This window comes from Streptomyces sp. L-9-10, assembly GCF_004151105.1.
Classification (GTDB): Bacteria; Actinomycetota; Actinomycetes; order Streptomycetales; family Streptomycetaceae; genus Streptomyces.
In genome coordinates this window covers 77,763-98,068 of record NZ_PHRF01000020.1, presented here as the reverse complement: position 1 = coordinate 98,068, position 20,306 = coordinate 77,763, and the positions used below count along the sequence as shown (strand labels likewise).

The 20,306-nt window shown below is 71.0% G+C and carries 21 protein-coding genes and 1 riboswitch; of the genes, 11 read left to right on the top strand and 10 right to left on the bottom strand.

The window, feature by feature from the left end:
* Positions 1-2: 2 nt before the first annotated feature.
* The 4 genes from CU044_RS04445 to CU044_RS04430 all read right to left on the bottom strand — a co-directional run bounded on the left by CU044_RS04445 (position 3) and on the right by CU044_RS04430 (position 4,272).
* A complete protein-coding gene (locus CU044_RS04445; protein ID WP_129767113.1) occupies positions 3-863 on the bottom strand; it encodes a class II fructose-bisphosphate aldolase in 861 nt (286 codons plus the stop codon).
* A 56-nt stretch (positions 864-919) separates the two neighbouring features.
* A complete protein-coding gene (locus CU044_RS04440; protein WP_129767167.1) occupies positions 920-1,864 on the bottom strand; it encodes a 1-phosphofructokinase family hexose kinase in 945 nt (314 codons plus the stop codon).
* Between the two features lie 177 nt (positions 1,865-2,041).
* Positions 2,042-3,226 carry an N-acetylglucosamine-6-phosphate deacetylase gene (gene nagA / locus CU044_RS04435; RefSeq protein WP_129767112.1) on the bottom strand — a complete coding sequence of 395 codons (1,185 nt, stop codon included), beginning with the start codon at positions 3,224-3,226 and terminating at the stop codon, positions 2,042-2,044.
* A complete protein-coding gene (locus CU044_RS04430; RefSeq protein ID WP_129767111.1) occupies positions 3,226-4,272 on the bottom strand; it encodes an ROK family protein in 1,047 nt (348 codons plus the stop codon). Before CU044_RS04430 ends, nagA begins: the two co-directional genes overlap by 1 nt.
* Before the next feature lie 289 nt (positions 4,273-4,561).
* Between CU044_RS04430 and CU044_RS04425 the strand changes: the two genes are divergently transcribed.
* The 3 genes from CU044_RS04425 (at position 4,562) to otsB (ending at position 7,007) form a co-directional block, all read left to right on the top strand.
* Complete coding sequence (locus CU044_RS04425; protein WP_240045338.1) at positions 4,562-5,785, top strand: extracellular solute-binding protein; 1,224 nt, start codon at positions 4,562-4,564, stop codon at positions 5,783-5,785.
* A gap of 11 nt (positions 5,786-5,796) precedes the next feature.
* On the top strand, positions 5,797-6,093 hold the full coding sequence (locus tag CU044_RS04420; protein WP_129767110.1) for a DUF3263 domain-containing protein: 297 nt from the start codon (positions 5,797-5,799) through the stop codon (positions 6,091-6,093).
* Positions 6,094-6,164: 71 nt separating this feature from the next.
* Positions 6,165-7,007: a trehalose-phosphatase gene (gene otsB, locus CU044_RS04415; protein WP_129767109.1), complete on the top strand. Its 843-nt coding sequence runs from the start codon at positions 6,165-6,167 to the stop codon at positions 7,005-7,007.
* Positions 7,008-7,067: 60 nt separating this feature from the next.
* Here otsB and CU044_RS04410 read toward each other — a convergent pair whose 3' ends face one another.
* From CU044_RS04410 to CU044_RS04405, 3 genes are all read right to left on the bottom strand, one after another.
* Entirely contained in the window at positions 7,068-8,498 is a 1,431-nt protein-coding gene (locus CU044_RS04410; RefSeq protein ID WP_129767108.1) for a trehalose-6-phosphate synthase, read from the bottom strand.
* A 127-nt stretch (positions 8,499-8,625) separates the two neighbouring features.
* Positions 8,626-8,799: a hypothetical protein gene (locus CU044_RS38335; RefSeq protein ID WP_165371770.1), complete on the bottom strand. Its 174-nt coding sequence runs from the start codon at positions 8,797-8,799 to the stop codon at positions 8,626-8,628.
* 44 nt (positions 8,800-8,843) lie between these two features.
* A complete protein-coding gene (locus CU044_RS04405; RefSeq protein WP_129767165.1) occupies positions 8,844-9,836 on the bottom strand; it encodes a glucosyl-3-phosphoglycerate synthase in 993 nt (330 codons plus the stop codon).
* A 168-nt stretch (positions 9,837-10,004) separates the two neighbouring features.
* A riboswitch (SAM riboswitch) is annotated at positions 10,005-10,134 on the top strand.
* 17 nt (positions 10,135-10,151) lie between these two features.
* Between CU044_RS04405 and thrC the strand changes: the two genes are divergently transcribed.
* The 4 genes from thrC to groL all read left to right on the top strand — a co-directional run bounded on the left by thrC (position 10,152) and on the right by groL (position 14,389).
* On the top strand, positions 10,152-11,453 hold the full coding sequence (thrC, locus tag CU044_RS04400; RefSeq protein WP_129767107.1) for a threonine synthase: 1,302 nt from the start codon (positions 10,152-10,154) through the stop codon (positions 11,451-11,453).
* A 52-nt stretch (positions 11,454-11,505) separates the two neighbouring features.
* Complete coding sequence (locus CU044_RS04395; protein ID WP_129767106.1) at positions 11,506-11,781, top strand: ubiquitin-like small modifier protein 1; 276 nt, start codon at positions 11,506-11,508, stop codon at positions 11,779-11,781.
* A gap of 394 nt (positions 11,782-12,175) precedes the next feature.
* The gene (locus CU044_RS04390) at positions 12,176-12,379 is read left to right on the top strand and encodes a cold-shock protein (RefSeq protein WP_005315736.1); all 204 of its coding nucleotides are present in this window, start codon (positions 12,176-12,178) and stop codon (positions 12,377-12,379) included.
* Between the two features lie 384 nt (positions 12,380-12,763).
* A complete protein-coding gene (gene groL / locus CU044_RS04385; RefSeq protein WP_129767105.1) occupies positions 12,764-14,389 on the top strand; it encodes a chaperonin GroEL in 1,626 nt (541 codons plus the stop codon).
* Between the two features lie 80 nt (positions 14,390-14,469).
* On the opposite strand, the gene CU044_RS04380 is transcribed toward groL, so the two are convergent.
* Complete coding sequence (locus CU044_RS04380; protein ID WP_129767104.1) at positions 14,470-15,048, bottom strand: Uma2 family endonuclease; 579 nt, start codon at positions 15,046-15,048, stop codon at positions 14,470-14,472.
* A 59-nt stretch (positions 15,049-15,107) separates the two neighbouring features.
* Complete coding sequence (locus tag CU044_RS04375; protein ID WP_129767164.1) at positions 15,108-15,932, bottom strand: hypothetical protein; 825 nt, start codon at positions 15,930-15,932, stop codon at positions 15,108-15,110.
* 423 nt (positions 15,933-16,355) lie between these two features.
* On the opposite strand from CU044_RS04375, the gene CU044_RS04370 reads away from it, so the two are divergent.
* The 4 genes from CU044_RS04370 (at position 16,356) to CU044_RS04355 (ending at position 19,468) form a co-directional block, all read left to right on the top strand.
* The gene (locus CU044_RS04370; protein ID WP_129767103.1) at positions 16,356-16,730 is read left to right on the top strand and encodes a hypothetical protein; all 375 of its coding nucleotides are present in this window, start codon (positions 16,356-16,358) and stop codon (positions 16,728-16,730) included.
* Between the two features lie 147 nt (positions 16,731-16,877).
* Positions 16,878-17,420, top strand: a complete 543-nt coding sequence (locus CU044_RS04365) for a sigma-70 family RNA polymerase sigma factor (RefSeq protein WP_240045337.1) — start codon at positions 16,878-16,880, stop codon at positions 17,418-17,420.
* Positions 17,417-17,866, top strand: a complete 450-nt coding sequence (locus CU044_RS04360; protein ID WP_129767101.1) for a hypothetical protein — start codon at positions 17,417-17,419, stop codon at positions 17,864-17,866. The genes CU044_RS04365 and CU044_RS04360 overlap by 4 nt, the downstream gene beginning before the upstream one ends.
* A 240-nt stretch (positions 17,867-18,106) precedes the next feature.
* A complete protein-coding gene (locus CU044_RS04355; protein WP_240045332.1) occupies positions 18,107-19,468 on the top strand; it encodes an FG-GAP and VCBS repeat-containing protein in 1,362 nt (453 codons plus the stop codon).
* Here the strand turns inward: CU044_RS04355 and CU044_RS04350 are convergent.
* On the bottom strand, positions 19,450-20,298 hold the full coding sequence (locus CU044_RS04350; protein ID WP_240045331.1) for a hypothetical protein: 849 nt from the start codon (positions 20,296-20,298) through the stop codon (positions 19,450-19,452). The two genes, CU044_RS04355 and CU044_RS04350, sit on opposite strands and share 19 nt — an antisense overlap.
* Positions 20,299-20,306: the final 8 nt, after the last annotated feature.

Here is a 20,306-nt window from a genome sequence, read left to right as displayed (position 1 = left end):
GATCACGTCGTCGCGGAGCCGACCGCCCGCAGGAAGTCCGCCACCGTCCCGGCCATCGCCTCGCGAGCCGGGACGAGGTATTTCCGGGGGTCCACCGTCGTCGGGTGCGCCGCGAGGTACTCGCGTACGGCGCCGGTGAAGGCGGTGTTGAGGGCCGTGCCCACGTTGATCTTGACCATGCCGGAGGCGACCGCCCGGCGGATCTCCTCGTCCGGGACACCGGACGAGCCGTGCAGGACCAGCGGTACGGGGACGGCGTCGCGCAGCGTGGCGATCAGGGTGTGGTCCAGGGCGGCCGTGCGGTGCGTCATCGCGTGGGACGAGCCGACCGCGACGGCCAGCGCGTCCACGCCGGTCTCGGCCACGTAGACGACCGCCTCGGCCGGATCCGTCCGTACCCCCGGGGCGTGTGCGTCGAGGGACGGCTCGCCGTCCTTGCCGCCCACCGCGCCCAGCTCCGCCTCGACCCAGATGCCGTGGTCGTGGCCCCAGCGCACGGCCTCGGCGGTGGCCGCGAGATTCTCCGCGTACGGCAGCTTCGACGCGTCGAACATCACCGAGCTGAAGCCGGCCCCGGGCGCGGCCCGCAGCAGTGCGGCCGATTCGACATGGTCGAGGTGGAGGGAGAGCGGCGCGGAGGAGGCGCGGGCGACGGCCGCCGCGGCGGCGGTGACCGCGCCGGGGTCGCCGCCGTGGAACGTCACCGCGTTCTCCGATATCTGGAGGATCGCGGGCGCACCGGCCCGCTCGGCGCCGGTGGCGATCGCCTCGGCGTGCTCCAGGGTGATGACGTTGAACGCGGCGATCCCGTGGTTTCCGGCCCTGGCGGCCGTGACGAGTTCACCGGTGCTGACGAGTGGCATGTGTCCCTCAGTTCTTCCAGCTCGCGGTTCTTCCAGCTCGCGGATCGGTCCCGGCGCTACGGTCCGGGGTGTTCCGTCACCGCCACCCGCGGCAGCAGCTCCTCGTACGCCTCCGCGTCGAACTCGCCCGCCGTCGGTGCCAGGACCGTCGCCGTGGCCAGCGCGACCGCGCGGGCCAGCCGGGCCGGCCAGGGCAGCTGCTCGACGAGGCCCGAGAGCAGCCCGGCCACCGCCGAGTCGCCCGCGCCCGTCGGGTTGCCCTTCACAGGCGCGGGCGGGGTCGCCTGCCAGACACCGTCCGGCGTGGCCGCGAGGATGCCGTCCGGTCCGAGCGAGGCGATGACGGCGTGCGCGCCGCGGCGCCGGGCGTCGCGCGCGGCGCGCAGCGGCTCCCGGGAGCCGGTGAGCCGGGCGAGTTCGTCGGCGTTCGGCTTGACCAGATCGGGGCGGGCGGCGACGCCGCGGCGCAGCGGTTCGCCGCTGGTGTCGAGGAGCGTCGGCACGCCCGCCGCACGGGCCCGGCGGATCAGTTCGGCGTACGCGCCGACATGGATGCCGGGCGGCAGGCTGCCGCACAGGGCCACGGCGTCGGCGCCGGTGAGCAGTCGCTCGTACGTGCCGAGGAAGGCGGACCACTCGCTGGACGAGACGGTCGGGCCCGGCTCGTTGAGCTGGGTGGTGTCGCCGGTGGCCTCGTCGACGACGGCGAGCGTGCGGCGGGTGGACCCGGAGATCGGTACGAGCGCGTCGGCCGGCCGGCCCCTGGAGCCCTCCGGGCCGCAGCCGGCGAGCAGCTCCCGCAGTACGTCGCCCGTCCGGCCGCCCGCGAACCCCGTCACCACCGACTCGTGGCCCAGCGCCGACAGCACCCGTGCGACGTTCAGGCCCTTGCCGCCGGGGCGCTCGACGACATCGCTGACGCGGTGCGTCGTGTGCGGGATCAGCTCGGGGGTGCGGTAGGTGATGTCCAGCGCGGCATTGAGCGTGACCGTCACGATCATCCGTCGCACCCCCGGGGAAAACGCGCTCATGTGGCCGATACCCGCTCGGCCGATTACCGGAGCGATCATGCCAAACAGAAGGCGGTAGGCCCAGACCCCGAGCCGACCGCCTTCGTATGGCTTTCTTCTGCTTTGCGGTCGAATCAGCTGACTTGTCGCTGATTCAAATGAATCGGCCTACTTGGGGTCAATTACCCATTCGCCCTTGTGCAGGACACCCTTGACCGAGAACTCCTCGTCCAGGACCACCAGGTCCGCGTCCTTGCCCGGCTCCAGCGAACCGACCTTGTCGTACACGCCCAGCAGTCGCGCCGGATTGGCGGAGATCGCCTGGACGATGTCCTCCACCGGCAGCCGGTCCACCGTCGCCGCCCGCTTGAACGCGGTGTCCTGGGTCAGCGTGGAGCCGGCGATCGAGCCGCCCTCCACCAGCCGCGCGACGCCGTCCTTGACCTCGACCGCGAGCGGGCCGAGCTGGTAGCGCCCGTCGCCGAACCCGGCCGCGTCCATCGCGTCCGTGACGAAGGCGACCCGGTCCGCGCCCGCGCGGTGGAAGGCCAGCTCCAGGGCCGCGGGGTGCAGATGCGTGCCGTCGTTGATCAGCTCGACCGTGACCCGCTCGTCCTCCAGCAGCGCGGCGATCGGTCCCGGGGCGCGGTGTCCGAGCGGCGGCATCGCGTTGAAGAGATGCGTCGCGACGGTCGCGCCCGCGTCGATGGCCCGCACGGTCTGCTCGTATGTCGCGTCCGTGTGGCCGACGGCGGCGATCACGCCGTGCTCCACGAGCAGCCGTACGGAGTCGATACCGCCCGGGAGTTCGGTGGCGAGCGTGACCATCCTGGCCGTGCCGCGCGCCGCGTCGAGCAGCTTGCGGATCTCGGCCGGGTCGGGGTCGCGCAGCAGCGCCTCGCTGTGGGCGCCCTTGCGGCAGGGGGAGATGAACGGGCCCTCGAAGTGGATCCCGGCCAGCTCGCCCTGCTCGACCAACTCGGAGAGGAAGCCGGCGCGGTGGGCGAGGAAGTCCATCTCGCCGGTGACGGTGGAGGCGACGAGGGTGGTGGTGCCGTGCTCGCGGTGCGTGCGGATGCCCTTGAGCACGTCGTCCACCGAGCCGGAGGTGAACGAGGCGCCGCCGCCGCCGTGGTTGTGCATGTCCACGAAGCCGGGGACGATCCAGTGGCCGGAGAGATCCAGCGAGGCGGCGTCGTCGCGGGCGGCGCCCGCGATCCGGCCGTCCTCGATGATCACCCGCCCGCCGTCCACGGTTCCGGTGGGCAGCACCACCCGGGCGCCGGTGAGAACGGTGCTGTCGGCGCGTGGGGCGCGTGCGGCGTGCGCGGCGCGTGGGGCGCTAGCGGCCATCAGGCGGATACCTCCGTGGCGAGTGGATCGTCGGCGGGCGGGTCGTTGTCGTCGGCGGGTCGGGCTTCCGCGGGTCGTGTTCCGGTGGGTCGCGCGTCGGTGGGGCGTACGTCGGCGGAGGACCCGGCGGCGGCGAGCAGGTCCCAGGCGAGCAGCCCCGCGCCCAGACAGCCGGCGGTGTCACCGAGGGCCGCCGGGACGATCTCGGGCAGTTTCTGGAACGTCACCCGCTTCTCGACCGCCGCCCGCAGGGGTGTGAACAAGGTTTCCCCGGCTTCGGCGAGACCGCCACCGATGATCAGCGTGCGGGGGTCGAGCAGGGTGAGCGCGGTGACCAGTCCTGCGGCGAGCGCGTCGACCGCGTCCAGCCAGACCCGTACGGCCGCGGGGTCGCCGGATTCCACGGCCTTCGCGCAGTCGGCGGCGTCCGCCTCCGGGTCGCCGCTCGCCGCCGCCCAGGCGCGGGTCACGGCCGCGGCGGAGGCGAGGGTCTCCAGACAGCCGCGCTGCCCGCAGCCGCAGTCGGGCCCGTCGGGGCGGACCACGATGTGACCGATCTCGCCCGCGTAGCCGTGCGCGCCGGCCTCGATGGCGCCCGCGATGCCGATGGCCCCGGCGATCCCGGTGCCCAGTGGCACGAACAGGAACCGGTCGGCGCCCCCGCCCGCGCCGAGCCGCCCCTCGGCGAGCCCGCCGGTGCGTACGTCGTGCCCGAGCGCGACGGGCACGCCGCCGAGCCGGGCGCCGAGAAGATCGCGCATCGGTACGTCGTGCCAGTCGAGGTTGGCGGAGTACACCGCGATACCGCGCTCGGCGTCGACGATGCCGGGCACGGCGACCCCGGCCGCGACGGCGCTCTCGCCGAAGTGCTCGATGCCGTACGCGCGCAGGTCCGCGGCGAAACCGAGGATGGTCTCCACGACGGCCTCGGGGCCGCGCTCCCTGCCGGTCGCCCGCCGCGCCTGATACAGCAGCGCGCCGTCCGCCCCCACCAGGGCGGCTTTCATGCCGGTGCCGCCCACATCCAGGGCGATGACGTGTCTCACGAGAACAGTCTCGCGCGTAGACCCTTGAAAGGTCTAGTCCACTGTCCAGGATTGTTGAGTCTCCATACAAACGCGCGACCCGGATGAGCGATGGGACGGGCGTTGCTCAAGTGAGATCAACCCCAGGTGGCCCCCAAACCTCCGGATGAGGGAAAATCACTTGCCTCTATAACAGTGCGTCACGGGGGACCGACCGGGGCCTTACGCGCAATCGAAGAACAAGGGCGGGAACACAGCCGTGCGACGACAGCGCTATCTGGGAATGACCGCGGCGATAGCCGCCTGGGGCATGACGATGGCGCTGGCCGGCTGCGGCAGCACGGGAGAGTCCGGGGACGAGGTCACCCTCAAGGTCGTCGCCGCGGACTACGGCACCAACTCGGAGAACTCCTCGGAGAAGTACTGGTCCGCGCTCGCCTCGGCGTTCGAGTCCAAGAACCCCGGCATCAAGGTCGACGTCAACGTCCGCCCCTGGAAGACCGTCGACAGCGATGTCGCCACGATGGTCGAGGAGGGCGAGGCGCCCGACATCGCGCAGGTCGGCTCGTACGCCAACTACGTGAAGCAGGGCGAGCTTTACGCCGCCGACGAAGTGCTCTCCGTCCCCACGCAGGCGAACTTCCTCTCCCAGCTCTCCGACGCCGGCAAGGTCAACCGCATCCAGTACGGACTGCCGTTCGTCGCCTCCACCCGGCTGCTCTTCTACAACACGAAGCTCTTCGACCAGGCCGGTCTCGACGCCCCGAAGAACTGGGACGACATCCAGGCCGACGCCGAGGCGCTCAAGTCCATCGGCGTGACCACGCCGTTCGCGCTGCCGCTGGGCTCCGAGGAGGCACAGGGCGAGACCCTGATGTGGCTGCTGAGCGGCGGGGGCGGCTACACGGACACCGCCGACGGCTCGTACAACATCGACTCGCAGCAGAACATCAAGACGTTCGAGTGGCTCCAGAAGCAGCTTGTCGGCAAGGGGCTGACCGGCCCCGTCGCCCCCGGGAAGCTCGACCGCGCCATCGCGTTCAAGGCGTTCACCAGCGGTCAGGTCGGCATGCTCAACGGCCATCCCTCCCTGATGGAGGAGGCCGCCAAGCAGGGCGTCAAGGTCGGGATGGTGCCGCTGCCCGGCGTCAACGGCAAGGCCAAGGCGTCCATGGGCGTGGCCGACTGGATGATGGCCTTCAAGCAGAACGGCCACCGCACGGCGATCGGCAAGTTCCTGGACTTCGCGTACGACGACAAGAACGTGATGTCCTTCGCCGCGCAGTACGACCTGCTGCCGGTCACCTACAGCGCCAACGAGGCGATGGCGGCGGACCCGCAGTACGGGGACCTGCGCAAGTTCCTGGACGCACTGCCCACCTCCGAGCTGCTCCCGTACGGCAAGAACTCGTGGGCGAGCGTGAGCGAGAGCTTCAAGAAGAACATCGGCAAGGCCGTCGAGCCCGGCGCCAGCCCGTCGAACGTCCTCGGAGGGATCGCCAGGGACGCGGCGGCGGCCGAGGCCGCCGAGTAGCGTGTGGTCATATGACCGCGCCTGAGCCCGCCGAGCCCGGTGGTCCCGCCGCCCCCGCCGCCCCCGCCGCCCCCGCCGAGCCCGCCGGGCTGTCCGAGCGGGACCGCGCCGTACTCGCCATGGAGCGGCGCGGCTGGCCGGGGCCCGGCGCCAAGGAGCGGGCGATCAGGGAGGGGCTCGGCCTGTCGCCGACCCGCTACTACCAGCTGCTGGGCGCGCTGCTGGACGATCCGCTGGCGCTGGAGCACGACCCGGTGACGGTGAACAGACTGCGGCGGATCAGGGACGAGAAGCGCCGCCGACGTTAGAGCAGAGACCCCAGAGGCCCCATTGGCCGGACGGGCCCCCCGCGGCGGCGGGCGCCGATAGGCTCGGGGGCATGGGCAGCAATCCGTACCCCCTGCCGAAACCGGCCACCCCCGCAGGCGCCGACGCTCTGGCCGCGCTCCTCGCGCGGCCGGGCGAGGCCGTCGCCGCGTTCGACTTCGACGGCACCCTCGCCGAGATCGTCCCCGACCCCGAACAGGCCCGCGCGCACCCGCGCGCCGTCCCCGCCCTGGCCGCGCTCGCGCCGCACGTCGCGTCGGTCGCGGTCATCACCGGCCGCCCGGCCGGGGTCGCCGTGCGGTACGGCGGCTTCGCCGGAGTGCCGGGCCTGGACCATCTCGTGGTCCTCGGCCACTACGGCGCCGAGCGCTGGGACGCCGTCTCCGGCTCCGTCCACACCCCCACCCCGCACGAGGGCGTCGCGGCGGCCCGCGCCGAACTCCCCGGCGTCCTCGACCGGTTCGGTGCCTGGCGCGGCACGTGGATCGAGGAGAAGGGGCAGGCGGTCGCGGTCCACACCCGCCGCGCCTCCGACCCGCAGGCTGCCTTCGACGCCCTGCGCGACCCGCTCACCGAACTGGCGGCCCGCCACGGCCTGATCGTCGAACCGGGCCGGATGGTCCTGGAGTTGCGCCCGCCCGGCGTGGACAAGGGCGTGGCGCTGCTGGAGTACGTACGCGAGGTCGGCGCCAGGACGGTCCTGTACGCGGGCGACGACCTCGGCGACCTCCCGGCCTACGCGGCGGTGGAGAAGCTCCGCTCGGACGGCTACCAGGGCCTGCTGATCTGTAGCGGCACGGAAGTACCCGAACTGGCCGAGCGCGCCGACCTGCTGCTGCCGGGACCGGCGGCGCTGGCGGACTTCCTGGCGGCGCTGGCGGAGGCGATGGACTGAGAGACGGCCGGCGCGCCCGACCCGGAGCCTCCCTCCAGGCGCCGGGCGCCGTCGGGCGTGTCAGGCGCGCAGCGCCGTCAGCTGGTCCAGGAACCACTGCTTCGGCGGCAGCGCCGTCGCCGCCGCGGCCAGCCGCTTGGCGCGTTCCGCGCGCTCGGCGGCCGGCATGGTCAGCGCCTCGTGGAGGGCGGTCGCCGTGGCGCTGATGTCGTACGGGTTCACCACCAGCGCGTCCTCGCCCAGCTCCTCGTACGCCCCCGCCTCCCGCGACAGCACCAGCGCGCAGCCGCGCTCGGAGACGAGGGGGATCTCCTTCGCGACCAGGTTCATGCCGTCGCGGATCGGGTTGACCAGCGCCACGTCCGCCAGCCGGTAGGCGCCCAGGGAGCGGGCGAAGTCGTCCTGGACATGGAGGACGACCGGGACCCAGCCGTCCGTGCCGAACTCGGCGTTGATCTCGTCGGCCACCCGCTGGACCTCGGCGGTGTACTCGCGGTAGACCGCCAGATCCTGCCGGGACGGGTAGGCGAAGGCGACATGGACGACGCGTTCGCGCCATTCGGGACGGTCGGTCAGCAGCAGCCGGTAGGCGAGCAGTCCGCGCACGATGTTCTTGGACAGTTCCGTACGGTCCACCCGGACGATGGTCTTCCGCTCCTCGCCCGCGCTCGTACGGCCGATCTGCCCGCGCAGGGTGACGATCCGCTCGTCCACGTCGGGGCGGTGCGCGCGCTCGCGCAGGAAGTCGCCGTCCGCGCCGAGGCCGTGCACCCCGATCGCGGTGTTGCCCGTCCCGCCCAGCAGCTCCGTGCAGCACGCCGTGAAGGCGTCCGCCCACCGGTGCGTCAGGAAGGCCGCGCGGTCCGCGCCGAGGATGCCGCGCAGGAGCTGGCGCGCGATGTCGTCGGGCAGCAGCCGGAAGTAGTCCACCGGCGCCCAGGGCGTGTGCGAGAAGTGCCCGATCCTCAGGTCGGGGCGCAGGGCGCGCAGCATCCCGGGCACCAGCGCCAGGTGGTAGTCCTGCACCAGCACGGCCGCGCCGTCGGCCGCCTCGTCGGCCAGCGCCTCCGCGAAGGCGCGGTTGTACGTCTCGTACGACGCCCACCGCGCGCGGAACTCCGGGCCGAAGGACGGCTCAAGCGGGGTCTGGTAGAGCAGGTGGTGGACGAACCAGAGCGCGCTGTTGGCGACGCCGTTGTACGCGTCCGCGTACACCTCGGGCGCGATGCCCAGCATCCGTACGCGCTGGCCGCCGGTGTCGCCGGTGTCGAGCCGGCCGCCCGTGCGCCGTACAGCCTCGCGGTCGCCGTCCCCGAGCGCCGCGCACACCCACACCGCGTCCGCGTCCTGCCCGATGGCCGACAGGCCGGACACCAGTCCGCCGCCGCCCCGCTTGGCCTCCAGCGCGCCGTCGTCGCGCAGCGTGTACGAGACGGGGCCGCGGTTGGACGCGACGAGGACCTGGGCCCGGGAGGGCGGCTCGGTAACCATGTGCCGAACCTAGCCCGTCACGGAAACGCTCAAACGTACGGGCGCGACCATGTCGGCGGCTGTGTCGACCGTCACGGGGGCGGCACCGCCGTCAGTCCCGCCACCGTCACGGGGGCGGCAACCGCCGTCAGTCCCGCCTGCCGCGCAGGGCCGCCAGCGCGACCACCCCGGCGCCGCTCAGCGCGAGCACCACCCCGCCCAGCAGCCACAGTCGCTCGGCGGCGCTTCCCGCCCCGGCCAGGTGCGCGTGCACGGCGGCGGCCAGCGGCCCGGTCAGCGCTCCAGCCCACACATGATTCATGCCCATAACTGGGCAATCTAGATAATTCACATGATCGCATTCCGTTACGCCGCGCGTCCGGCCGTGTACTCCGCGATCTCCCGTACCGGCGGCCGTTCCTCCGTGTCCACCGCGTGCGTACGCGGCACGAAACCGTTCTCGCCGCGCTCGAACTGCGTCAGCTCCGGCCGTACCAAGTGCGCCCGGGACAGCCGCAGCTGCGCCGTACGGTAGATCGCCGCGGCCATCCGCCCCAGCGCCCGCTCGTCCTGGTGGCGGTGGATCCGCACCCCGACGTCGACCTGCCCCAGCGCGTCGAGACCCGCCGTGTGCAGCGCGTCCACGAGCAGCCCCAGTTCCACGCCGTACCCGACGGGGAACGGCAGCCGCTCCAGCAGCGAGCGCCGCGCCGCGTACTCACCGCCCAGCGGCTGAACGAAACCGGCCAGCCGGGGCCAGTGCAGATTGAGCAGCGGCCGGGCCACCAGCTCGGTCACGCGCCCGCCCTGGCTCCCCTGGCCGCCCTGCCCGCCCTGACCGCTCCGGCCGGGGTGTCCCGCCGCGGGCTGGAGCAGCGGACGGTCGTACATCGCCTTGACGAACTGCACGTCCTGGTCGGTCAGCAGCGGCCCCACGATCCCCGACACGAAATCGGCCGAAAACCTCCGCAGATCGGCGTCCACGAAGCACACGACCTCGCCGCTCGTCACCAGCAGCGACCGCCACAGCACCTCGCCCTTGCCGGGCAGAGCCGGCAGCCGCGGCAGTATCGCGTCCCGGTGCTCCACCCGCGCGCCCGCCGCCGCGGCGACCGCGGCCGTCCGGTCGGTGGAACCGGAATCGACCACCACCAGTTCATCGACGAGCCGCACCCGCTCCATCAGTTCGCGCCGGATCACGGACACGATCTCGCCGACCGTCTCCTCCTCGTCCAGCGCCGGAAGGACCACACTCACCGTCGTCCCGCGCGCGGCCTTCGCCACCATCAGCCGGTCGAGCGGGCGGTCGGCCACGGACCAGGAACGCCTGGTCAGCCAGTGCTCCACCTCTTCCAGCACGGTCGGTACTCCCTGTGCGTGTGCCATGAACGTGATCCATCTCGCGGTGCGGACCACTATCTCAACCGTCCGTTCCTTCGGTTACAGTCTTGAACAACACGAATGACCCACGCATGCCGGGGGTCGTTACGTGGAAAAACGCACCGGACCCCGGGTCCGGTGCCATAGCGCTCATCCAGAGGGACTGAGGGAACGGCCCGTTGAAGTCCCGGCAACCCTCCCGCCGACCATTCGAGGTCACGGTGGGGAAGGTGCCAATTCCGTCTCGTGGCGAAGTACGTCGCGAGGAAGATGAGGAGAAAGGGCCTCGCCTCCATGGCTGTGCAGACCGCCGAACAGAACACCGGCTCCGACACCGGCGCCGTTGATCTCGGACCCGCCGCCGCACTCTCGTGCCGCGAATGCGGAGAGCGCTTCGACCTCGGCCCGATCTTCGCCTGTGCCAGCTGTTTCGGGCCGCTCGAAGTCGCGTACGACCTGCCGAGCGGCACCCCCGAAGAGCTGAAGAAGCGCATCGCCGAGGGCCCGGACAACATCTGGCGCTACGCGCCGCTGCTGCCCGTCCCCGCCGACGTGGCCACGAAGCCCAACATCAACCCCGGCTTCACCAAGCTCGTCAAAGCCGACAACCTCGCCCGTGAACTGGGCGTCACCGGCTCCCTCCACATCAAGGACGACTCCGGCAACCCGACGCACTCCTTCAAGGACCGTGTCGTCGCCATCGCCGTCGAGGCCGCCCGCGCCTTCGGATTCACCACGCTCTCCTGCTCCTCCACGGGCAATCTGGCCGGCGCCGTCGGCGCCGCCGCCGCCCGCGCCGGCTTCCGCTCCTGCGTCTTCATCCCGCACGACCTGGAGCAGGGCAAGGTCGTCATGGCGGCGGTGTACGGCGGTGAACTCGTCGGTATCGAGGGCAACTACGACGACGTCAACCGCTTCTGTTCCGAGCTGATCGGCGACCCGCTCGGCGAGGGCTGGGGCTTCGTCAACGTCAACCTGCGCCCGTACTACGGCGAGGGCTCCAAGACGCTGGCGTACGAGATCTGCGAGCAGCTCGGCTGGCGGCTGCCCGACCAGATCGTCGTCCCGATCGCCTCGGGCTCGCAGCTCACGAAGATCGACAAGGGTCTCCAGGAGCTGATCAAGCTCGGCCTGGTCGAGGGCAAGCCGTACAAGATCTTCGGCGCCCAGGCCGAGGGCTGCTCGCCGGTGTCCACCGCCTTCAAGGCCGGACACGACGTCGTACGGCCGCAGAAGCCGGACACCATCGCCAAGTCCCTGGCGATCGGCAACCCGGCCGACGGCCCCTACGTCCTGGACATCGCCCGCCGCACCGGCGGCGCCGTCGAGGACGTCACCGACGAGCAGATCGTCGACGCGATCAAGCTGCTGGCGCGCACCGAGGGCATCTTCGCGGAGACGGCCGGGGGTGTGACCGTCGGCGTGACGAAGAAGCTGATCGAGGCCGGTGTCCTCGACCCGGCGCTCACCACCGTCGTCCTGAACACCGGCGACGGCCTCAAGACGCTCGACGCCGTCGCCCCGACGACCGGCCCGACGGCGACCATCCGCCCGAGCCTGGACGCGTTCCGCGACGCCGGCCTGGCCGGCAGCTGACGACCATCACGACGTTTCCGACGTTTCGGAAGACGGAAGGCAGAACACCACCATGAGCGTCAACGTCCGCATCCCCACCATTCTCCGTACGTACACCGGCGGCAAGGCCGAGGTCGCCGCCGAGGGGGCCACCCTCTCCGAGGTCATCCAGTCCCTGGAGGCCAACCACCCGGGCATCGCCGGCCGCGTCCTGGACGACCAGGGCAAGCTGCGCCGCTTCGTGAACGTGTACGTGAACGACGACGACGTCCGCTTCGAGCAGGGCCTGGAGACCGCCACCCCGGCGGGCGCCGGCGTCTCGATCATCCCCGCGGTCGCCGGAGGCTGACCGCCCGGATTCCGCGGGTTTCCGGATTCCCCGGATTTCCTCCGCTCTGTGACTGGTACGGCCCCCTCCGTGAGAGAAGCGGAGGGGGCCGTTCTACATGGTTGAGCGGGGTACAGTGTGGGAACGCCCCGCTGTCGCCCCTGCCGAAGGCATGCGAGAACGCGACAACATGAGGCCGATGTCGGAGTGCCGTATGCGCCGTAGGTGCGCTTTGCCCGGCCCGACTTGCCCTGGAACGCTGGGAATTCATCTCTATGTGTGTTCGGCCATGCCCAGAATTCTCGTCCGATTGACCTGTTGCAGAGGGCAGTTGGGCAGATACATTCAGCCGCGGTCGACGCGTTCCGGCGCGAAGTGTGGCCCCGTGCAAGGGCCAGTAATAGGGGAGTTAGGCATGGCTCAGGGCACCGTCAAGTGGTTCAACGCGGAGAAGGGCTACGGCTTCATCGCGGTAGACGGTGGTGCGGATGTATTCGTCCACTACAGCGCGATCCAGATGGACGGTTACCGCACCCTTGAAGAAGGTCAGCGAGTGGAGTTCGAGATCTCGCAGGGCCAGAAGGGTCCGCAGGCGGACATGGTCAAGCTCGCCGTCTGATCCCGGCGCGATCGGCCACCGACGCACTGACGTACACGTACTCACGCCGAAGGGTCCGCATCCCGAACAGGGGATGCGGACCCTTCGGGCGTTCCCGGTGCCCCCTGTTCCTCCGGGGCGGCTTCCCGTGTCCTGGAGCGGCGTTCCCGCGTCCTGGAGCGGCGCGGGCGCCGGGCGGCGGGGACCATGGGAGCTTGCACTCTCGGGGGTCGAGTGCTAATCATTGGCGTTAGCACTCTGCAAGTGAGAGTGACAACTTAAGGACCGGGTCGGTGAGGCCCGAAGAGCCGGTGGGGCAAGGAACCGCACGGCTCTCAGGCCGTCCGTCGCGGGCGCCAGCACGGTCCGGAGCAATCCACCCCATGTCCGGGAGGACCACTTCACATGGCCAAGATCATCGCGTTCGACGAGGAGGCACGGCGCGGTCTCGAGCGCGGGATGAACCAGCTCGCCGACGCCGTCAAGGTCACCCTTGGCCCCAAGGGCCGAAACGTCGTCCTCGAGAAGAAGTGGGGCGCCCCCACGATCACCAACGATGGTGTGTCCATCGCCAAGGAGATCGAGCTCGAGGACCCGTACGAGAAGATCGGCGCCGAGCTGGTCAAGGAAGTCGCCAAGAAGACGGACGACGTCGCCGGTGACGGTACGACCACCGCCACGGTGCTCGCCCAGGCGCTGGTCCGCGAGGGCCTGCGCAACGTGGCCGCCGGCGCCAACCCGATGGCCCTCAAGCGCGGTATCGAGAAGGCCGTCGAGGCCGTCTCCGGTGCCCTGCTGGAGCAGGCCAAGGACGTGGAGACCAAGGAGCAGATCGCTTCGACCGCCTCCATCTCCGCCGCCGACACCCAGATCGGCGAGCTGATCGCCGAGGCCATGGACAAGGTCGGCAAGGAAGGCGTCATCACCGTCGAGGAGTCGCAGACCTTCGGTCTTGAGCTTGAGCTCACCGAGGGCATGCGCTTCGACAAGGGCTACATCTCGGCGTACTTCGCCACCGACATGGAGCGTATGGAGGCGTCCCTGGACGACCCGTACCTCCTGATCGTCAACTCCAAGATCGGCAACGTGAAGGACCTCCTTCCGCTGCTGGAGAAGGTCATGCAGTCGGGCAAGCCCCTGCTGATCATCGCGGAGGACGTCGAGGGCGAGGCGCTGTCGACCCTGGTCGTCAACAAGATCCGTGGCACCTTCAAGTCCGTCGCCGTCAAGGCCCCGGGCTTCGGTGACCGCCGCAAGGCCATGCTCAACGACATCGCCATCCTCACCGGCGGCACGGTCATCTCCGAGGAGGTCGGCCTCAAGCTGGAGAACGCCGGCCTGGACCTGCTGGGCCGCGCCCGCAAGGTCGTCATCACCAAGGACGAGACCACCATCGTCGACGGTGCCGGTGACAGCGACCAGGTCGCCGGGCGGGTCAACCAGATCCGTGCCGAGATCGAGAACAGCGACTCGGACTACGACCGCGAGAAGCTCCAGGAGCGCCTCGCGAAGCTGGCCGGCGGCGTGGCCGTCATCAAGGCCGGCGCCGCGACCGAGGTCGAGCTCAAGGAGCGCAAGCACCGCATCGAGGACGCGGTGCGCAACGCCAAGGCCGCCGTCGAGGAGGGCATCGTCGCCGGTGGTGGCGTGGCTCTGCTCCAGGCTTCCTCGGTCTTCGAGAAGCTTGAGCTGACGGGCGACGAGGCGACCGGCGCGCAGGCCGTCAAGCTCGCGCTGGAGGCCCCGCTCAAGCAGATCGCCGTCAACGGTGGTCTTGAGGGCGGCGTTGTTGTGGAGAAGGTCCGCAACCTGCCGATCGGTCACGGCCTGAACGCCGCGACCGGCGAGTACGTCGACATGATCGCCGAGGGCATCATCGACCCCGCGAAGGTGACGCGCTCTGCCCTGCAGAACGCCGCCTCCATCGCGGCGCTGTTCCTCACCACCGAGGCTGTCATCGCCGACAAGCCGGAGAAGGCCGGCGCGGCCCCGGCCGGCGGCGGCATGCCGGGCGGTGACATGGACTTCTGAGCCTGACGGCTCGGACCTGGTCCATGGTCTGAAGTGACCGAGGGCGGTACCCCTTCGCGGGGGTGCCGCCCTCGGGCGTTTCAGCGACTGAAGTCCTTGAGCGCTTCGGTTTCCAGAACGATGCCGACGGGGGCCGGGATCTTGACCGTCGCGCCGTACGGGCGTGAGGTACGGAGCTGGTACCGCCCGTTCTGCGGATCGGTGTAGATCACCAACAGCCCCGCGTCCCTGTCGACGAGGAGATAGACGGGGACTCCGGCGGCGGCGTAGCCATCGCGCTTTTCCTTGCGATCGCGGCGATCGGTGTCGTGATCGTGGGAGGTCACCTCGACCGTCATGAGCACGCCGTTGGTGTCACCCCACTCGCCCTGACCCGCGAAGTGACCCACTGGTGCGAGGGCTCCGTCCGGGCGGGCGCGGCCATTGCGGTAGGTCTCTACCTTCAGGCCCTGCTCCGGGTACAGCCCCAGTTCAGGGCGCTGCTGCATGCACTGGCGCAGCAGCCACATGATGATTTCTCCGTGGTCGCCGTCCGGCACGGGCTTGACCTCCAGCTTTCCTTTGATGAATTCGAGCGTCACGGTCTCGGGGGCCGCGTGGGCGATCTGCTCAAATTCCTCGACGGACATCTGGGCGTGATCAGCGGTGCTGGGGGTCATGGTGTCGCCTCCTCCCCTCCATGGTGCCCCGGATTTATGGCGGCGCATCGACTGGACGGTCATGTCGGGATCCTCTCGGGTGGACGGGTCGCCGCCGCGCGGGCCTGGGCCGCCAGGGCATGGACCTTGGTGGGTGGGAGCGGGCCGGGAGGGCGTACGGGGGCGGGCTCGCCCCGGCACGGGCCGCACTCGCCGTCCGTGAGTGCCTCGGGACGGCCGGGGGCGCCGCACTTCGCACACTCCAGGACCCGCAGCGGCGGGCGTGGCGCGCGGATCCGCTCCGGTGGGAGCTTGGACGTCAGCCGTACGCGGGCGAGCGCCGCCGGGTGGTGGACGACGGCGGGAAGTCCGGCGGTGAGGGCGTGCAGGATGTCCCTCTCGGTGGCGCCCCGTTCGAACCATGGCGTGGTCAGCGGCTCCAGGGCCGCGCAGTCGGCCGCCGACAGCGACATCACCGGCGCGCTGCGGCCGAGCGCGGCGAGCAGGATGAAGGCGCGCGAACGGGTCGGCGGGTCCGAGGTGTTGGCCCGCGCGTCCGCGGTGGCCAGGTCGCCGGAGACGAACGCCGCCCACCAGTCGTTGTCCCGCGCGGTACGGGAGAACCACGTACGCGTCACCCAGCGCATGCCGTCCGGCCCGGAGAGGTGTTCCTTGCCGCGCCGCAGATGCCCGGCCACCTGGAGGCGGCGGAGCGCGGTACGCAGGGCGCACTGCCCGTACGGGAGCACCTTGGCGAGGGCCTTCACCGAGATGTCCGTGCCCTCGGGCAGCCGGTCGACGAACGCGGCGACGGCGGCCTCGCGCGGTGGCAGGTGCGCGAAGGCGTCGGCGCTGCGGGCCTGTTGACCGGGTGTCGAACGCTTGCCGTACCCGGGGGACGCCATCGGGGGAGAAGAGGGTGAAGCGGGCGAGGCCGCGTGCGTCTCGGGCGCGGCGGCACTAAGCTGGCTCTCAGCCATGAGATCGCCTTTCGTGTAGGCGTCGATCTTGTTGGTTAGGCCCTCGCCAGATGTCGCAAGCATCGGCGGGGGCCCGTTTTGTGCTCTGTGCGGCACGCTAAAGCGTCGCGACCCTGCGTGGCAAGTCGGTCACGAAAAGTCAACCCCCCAGGCAGGGAGGGTGGGTGGGGAGAGACCCGCCTTCCATTCCTTGGAAAGAGGGCTCGGACCCTGAGGCTTGAGCCCCGGGCCGTGAGGAAGTTTTTCGGAGGCGGACGCAACCCCGGGGGGTGTCGCACGTCTGGTGGGTTGAAGGCGCCCTTCAGCTGATGTTCCAGACCGTGTAGTCGTACAGTTCGGGAGAAACTCATGTCTTCGCAGGCCAAGCCGAACCGCCGTTCCCTTCGCCGGGGCATGGGCGCCGCCATCGGTGCCGCGCTGCTGCTGGGTGCCGGGTTCGCCACGCAGGCCGTCGCCGACTCCGGCGAGAAGAAGCCGTCTCCGGTCGCGCCGGACGTCGTCGACGACGGCACGCCGGCCGGTGAGGCCAAGGCGCCGAAGTCCGTCGCGCCGGAGGTGGTCGCCGAGGGCAAGCCGGGTGCTGAGGCCAAGGCGCCGAAGTCCGTGGCGCCCAAGGCCGTCGCCGAGGGCGTGGCGCCGGAGGCTGCCGCCGAGAGCGTGCCCGCCGCTGAGGGCAAGGCGCCGAAGGTCGTCTCCGAGGGCCGGCCCGCCTCGGTGAACTAAGCGCCGCGGGGCAGCACCACGGGGCGGGTCGGTCACCCCCGGGCCGCCCGCCCCTCCCGCAACGGAACGAGGTCCATGCAGTACGCCATCCCCGCACCGCCGCCCTGGTGGTCCCGCCTGCTCGCCCGTATGTCCCCGACCGAGGACATGCCGACGCGGGGGCGTCACCTGCGGGCACTCGGTACGCCGCACCACGACGAGCCACGGCCCACTCTGGCCGAGCTGTACCGGGCGCGGCGACTCGACATGGTGCGGCTCGCGCTGTTCCTGGTGGACGATCTGCACACCGCCGAGGACGTCGTCCAGGACGCCTTCGCCGCGGTCTGCCGTCATCACGGCACCTCGCTCGACGGGCTCCAGGACCCGGCGGCCTACCTGCACACCGCCGTGGTCAACGCGGCCCGTTCCGTACTGCGCAGACGCCGCACCGCGCGTGGCCACACCCCGCCCCATGAGGGGTACGGGCCGCCCGTGGACGAGGGGCTGCTGCTCGCCGAGGAACACCGTCAAGTCCTCGACGCACTCGCCCAGTTGACCCGGCGGCAGCGCGAGGTGCTGGTGCTGCGCTACTGGTCGGAGCTGACCGAGGCGCAGATCGCGAAGACACTCGGTCTGTCGCGCGGCACCGTGAAGTCCACCGCGAGCCGTGCGCTGGACGCGCTGGAGAAGAAGCTGGAGGTGGTCCGATGAAGCAGGATGCCGAGGACCGCCGCCTGGCGACCGAGGACCGGCTGCGCGCCGCGCTGGCCGCACGGGCCGCGCTCGTCACCCACCGCGATCTGCGGCACGACGCACCCCCGCAGGGCCGCGCTTGGAGCATGCGCCGGGTGCGCGGGGTCGCCCTCGCCGGGCTCGGTGTGGCCGCCGCGGTGGTGGCCATATACCTGTCCGCGCTGCTGCCCGGCGGCCCGCGCGAGCCCGCTCCGGTGCCGCCCGCCCGAACCCCTGGCATCACCGAACCATCGGCGGCCACACCCGAGGTCGAGGTGCGGCCGGGCGAGCAGGGGTCCGCACCGGACGAGCGCGGGTCCGCACCGGGCGAGCGCGGATCCGTACCGGGCGAGCAGGGATCCGTGCCGAGCGAGCAGGGCGTCGTTTCGAGCGAACAGGGTGTCCTGCCGTCGGGCCGACCGTGAGCGCAGGCGCCTTGAGCGTAGGCGGCAAAAAGGGCAGAGCCATTGTCAGAGGCGGCCCGTAGGATCACACGCGTATTCGATCTTTTGGGGCGGCCGTTCGGGCCGCCCGCAGGAACCTGGGGGGTTCTGATGCGCGAAAGAGCGCTCACCATGGCTGCCGTCTGCGCGGCCGCTGTGCTTGGTGTCACCGCTGTGGCGCCGGTCGCCGGCGCCGCGCCGGTGGCTGTGGGGGAAAAGGCTGTGGGGGGAAAGACCGCGGGGCAGAAGGCCGCGGGGGGAAAGGACGCCGACTTCAACGGCGACGGGTATCCGGACTTCGCCACCGGAGCGCACACCGCGACGGTGGGGGCCGTCAAGCGGGCCGGAGTGGTCACCGTCGCCTACGGGTCGGCCGAGGGGCTGAAGCTCAGCAGCGCCTCCATCATCAGCCAGGCCACGCCGGGGGTCCCGGGGGACCCGGTGGACGACGGGAAGTGGCGGGAAGTCGGTTCGTTCGGGGATCTGGACGGGGACGGGTACGACGACCTGGTGATCCACTGGGCCGAGCGGTTCATGGTGCTCTGGGGGAGCGCGGACGGCATCACCGGCGCGGGCACGACCATTCCGGTCGAGAAGACCTCCGCCGGGCATCCGAGGCTGCTCGGCGGCACCGTCGGCGTGGGGGACGTCAACGGTGACGGGGTGGACGACTTCGTCACCCGCGGACACGACGGCATGACCTATGGCCTTTCCGTCCGGCTCGGTCCGATGAACCGGACCACGGGTGTGTCGGCCGGGGCCTGGTTCCGCAACACCGGGAAGCTCGACAAGCAGTCGACCTCCGCCGTCTACGTGGGGGACCTGACGGGTGACGGCGTCGACGATGTCGTCGCGAGCGGGGGTGTCGTGCTCGGGAACGGCAAGCCGGGCGCCATGGTGCTCAAGGGGTCGGCCACCGGGCTGGTCAAGAGCGGTACGTTCAGCGGGCTGCACCAGTACGAGACCTCCTATCCGGCGGCCTTCGGCGATCTGAACAAGGACGGCTACCAGGACCTGGTCAGCGGCCACTCGGACCAGAACAAGGTCTATGTGACCTACGGCGGCCCGAACGGTCTGAGCGACACCCTGAAGCCCCGCTCCTACAGCCAGGCCAGCACGGGCGTTCCGGGGACCGAAGAGGCGGGCGACAAGTTCGGGTCGGCGGTGGCCATGGGGGACACCGACCAGGACGGCTACGACGACGTGATCATCGGCGCCTCCTACGAGACCGCCTCCGACCCGGCGACCACCTCGCAGTCGGGTGCGTTCACCGTGCTGCGCGGCAGCGCCACGGGCATCACCACCACGGGTGCCGTGACGTTCACCCAGAACTCCAAGAGCGTCCCGAGCACGTCCGAGAACGAGGACCACTTCGGTGCTGCGGCGGCCGTGCTCGACTCCGACAAGGACGGCAGCCCCGAGGTCTACGTCGGCGGCAACGGCGAGGACGGCTACAAGGGCCGGGTCTGGACGTTCCCGACCGGCCCCACCGGCGTCACGGCCACCGGCTCCACCAGCTTCCACCTGGGCACCCTCGGGGGCCTGACCAGCGGCGGCAACTTCGGCTACCGCATAGCCGGCTGAGTGGGTTCTTCCTGTTGAGTGCGCTCCCGGGCCGACACGGTGATCAGTGCCGGGGCGGTCGTTCCCGTGGACCTCAGGGCGTCCACGAAGATCTCCGTCGTCCATGCGGCCACATCGAGTGACCATGCACGGACGCGGCAACGGAACGCGGGTCCGGGGCGCATTCCCTCCGTCTGGACCTCTCCCGCCAGGGGGAGGGCCAGACCTTCCTGAGCGGTCGTCGTGGCCGTGGCGGCCGGTGCGGGCCGAATCGTCATCGCGTCGTACGTACGCTGCCGGGCCGCGGTGAGGAGGTCGGCCGCGCGGGCGAGCAGGTTGGCGGTTTCGGCGGCCCATACGGACACGGTGAGGTCGACCGCCGCGCCCGGGTCCAGGGCCGGGTCCGTGAGGGCGAACCAGGCCGCCGCGTCGGCGAGATCGGCACGGCCGTCGGGGGCCAGATGGAGAGGCGCCAGGGTGTGCAGGCCCGTCAGGCGGAAGCGGCCGAGGCGGGTCAGGACGTCGCGGAGGACCGTCGCCGCGGGCTGGACCGGCAGCCGCTGCCCGGGAAGCTCCTCGCTGACGGCGACCTGGAGCCAGGCCAGTTGGCGGATCTCTCCGTCCTGGGTCCAGTCCCCGCCCGCGTCGTTGTGCCCCCACCGCTCGCCCTCCGGGCCGCCCGCGTGGAACGAACTCAGCCCGTAGGCGACCGTGCGCTTCACAACGAGGCTGTACATGTCCTCTTCGAGGCTGTCGTCGTCATGGGCCCGGCGGATCCACGGCTCCAGATCGAGGACGCCGTGGACGCCCAGAATCATGGTCGGTGCCAGGTAGTCCGCGCGAGTGCTCAAGGCCGCCG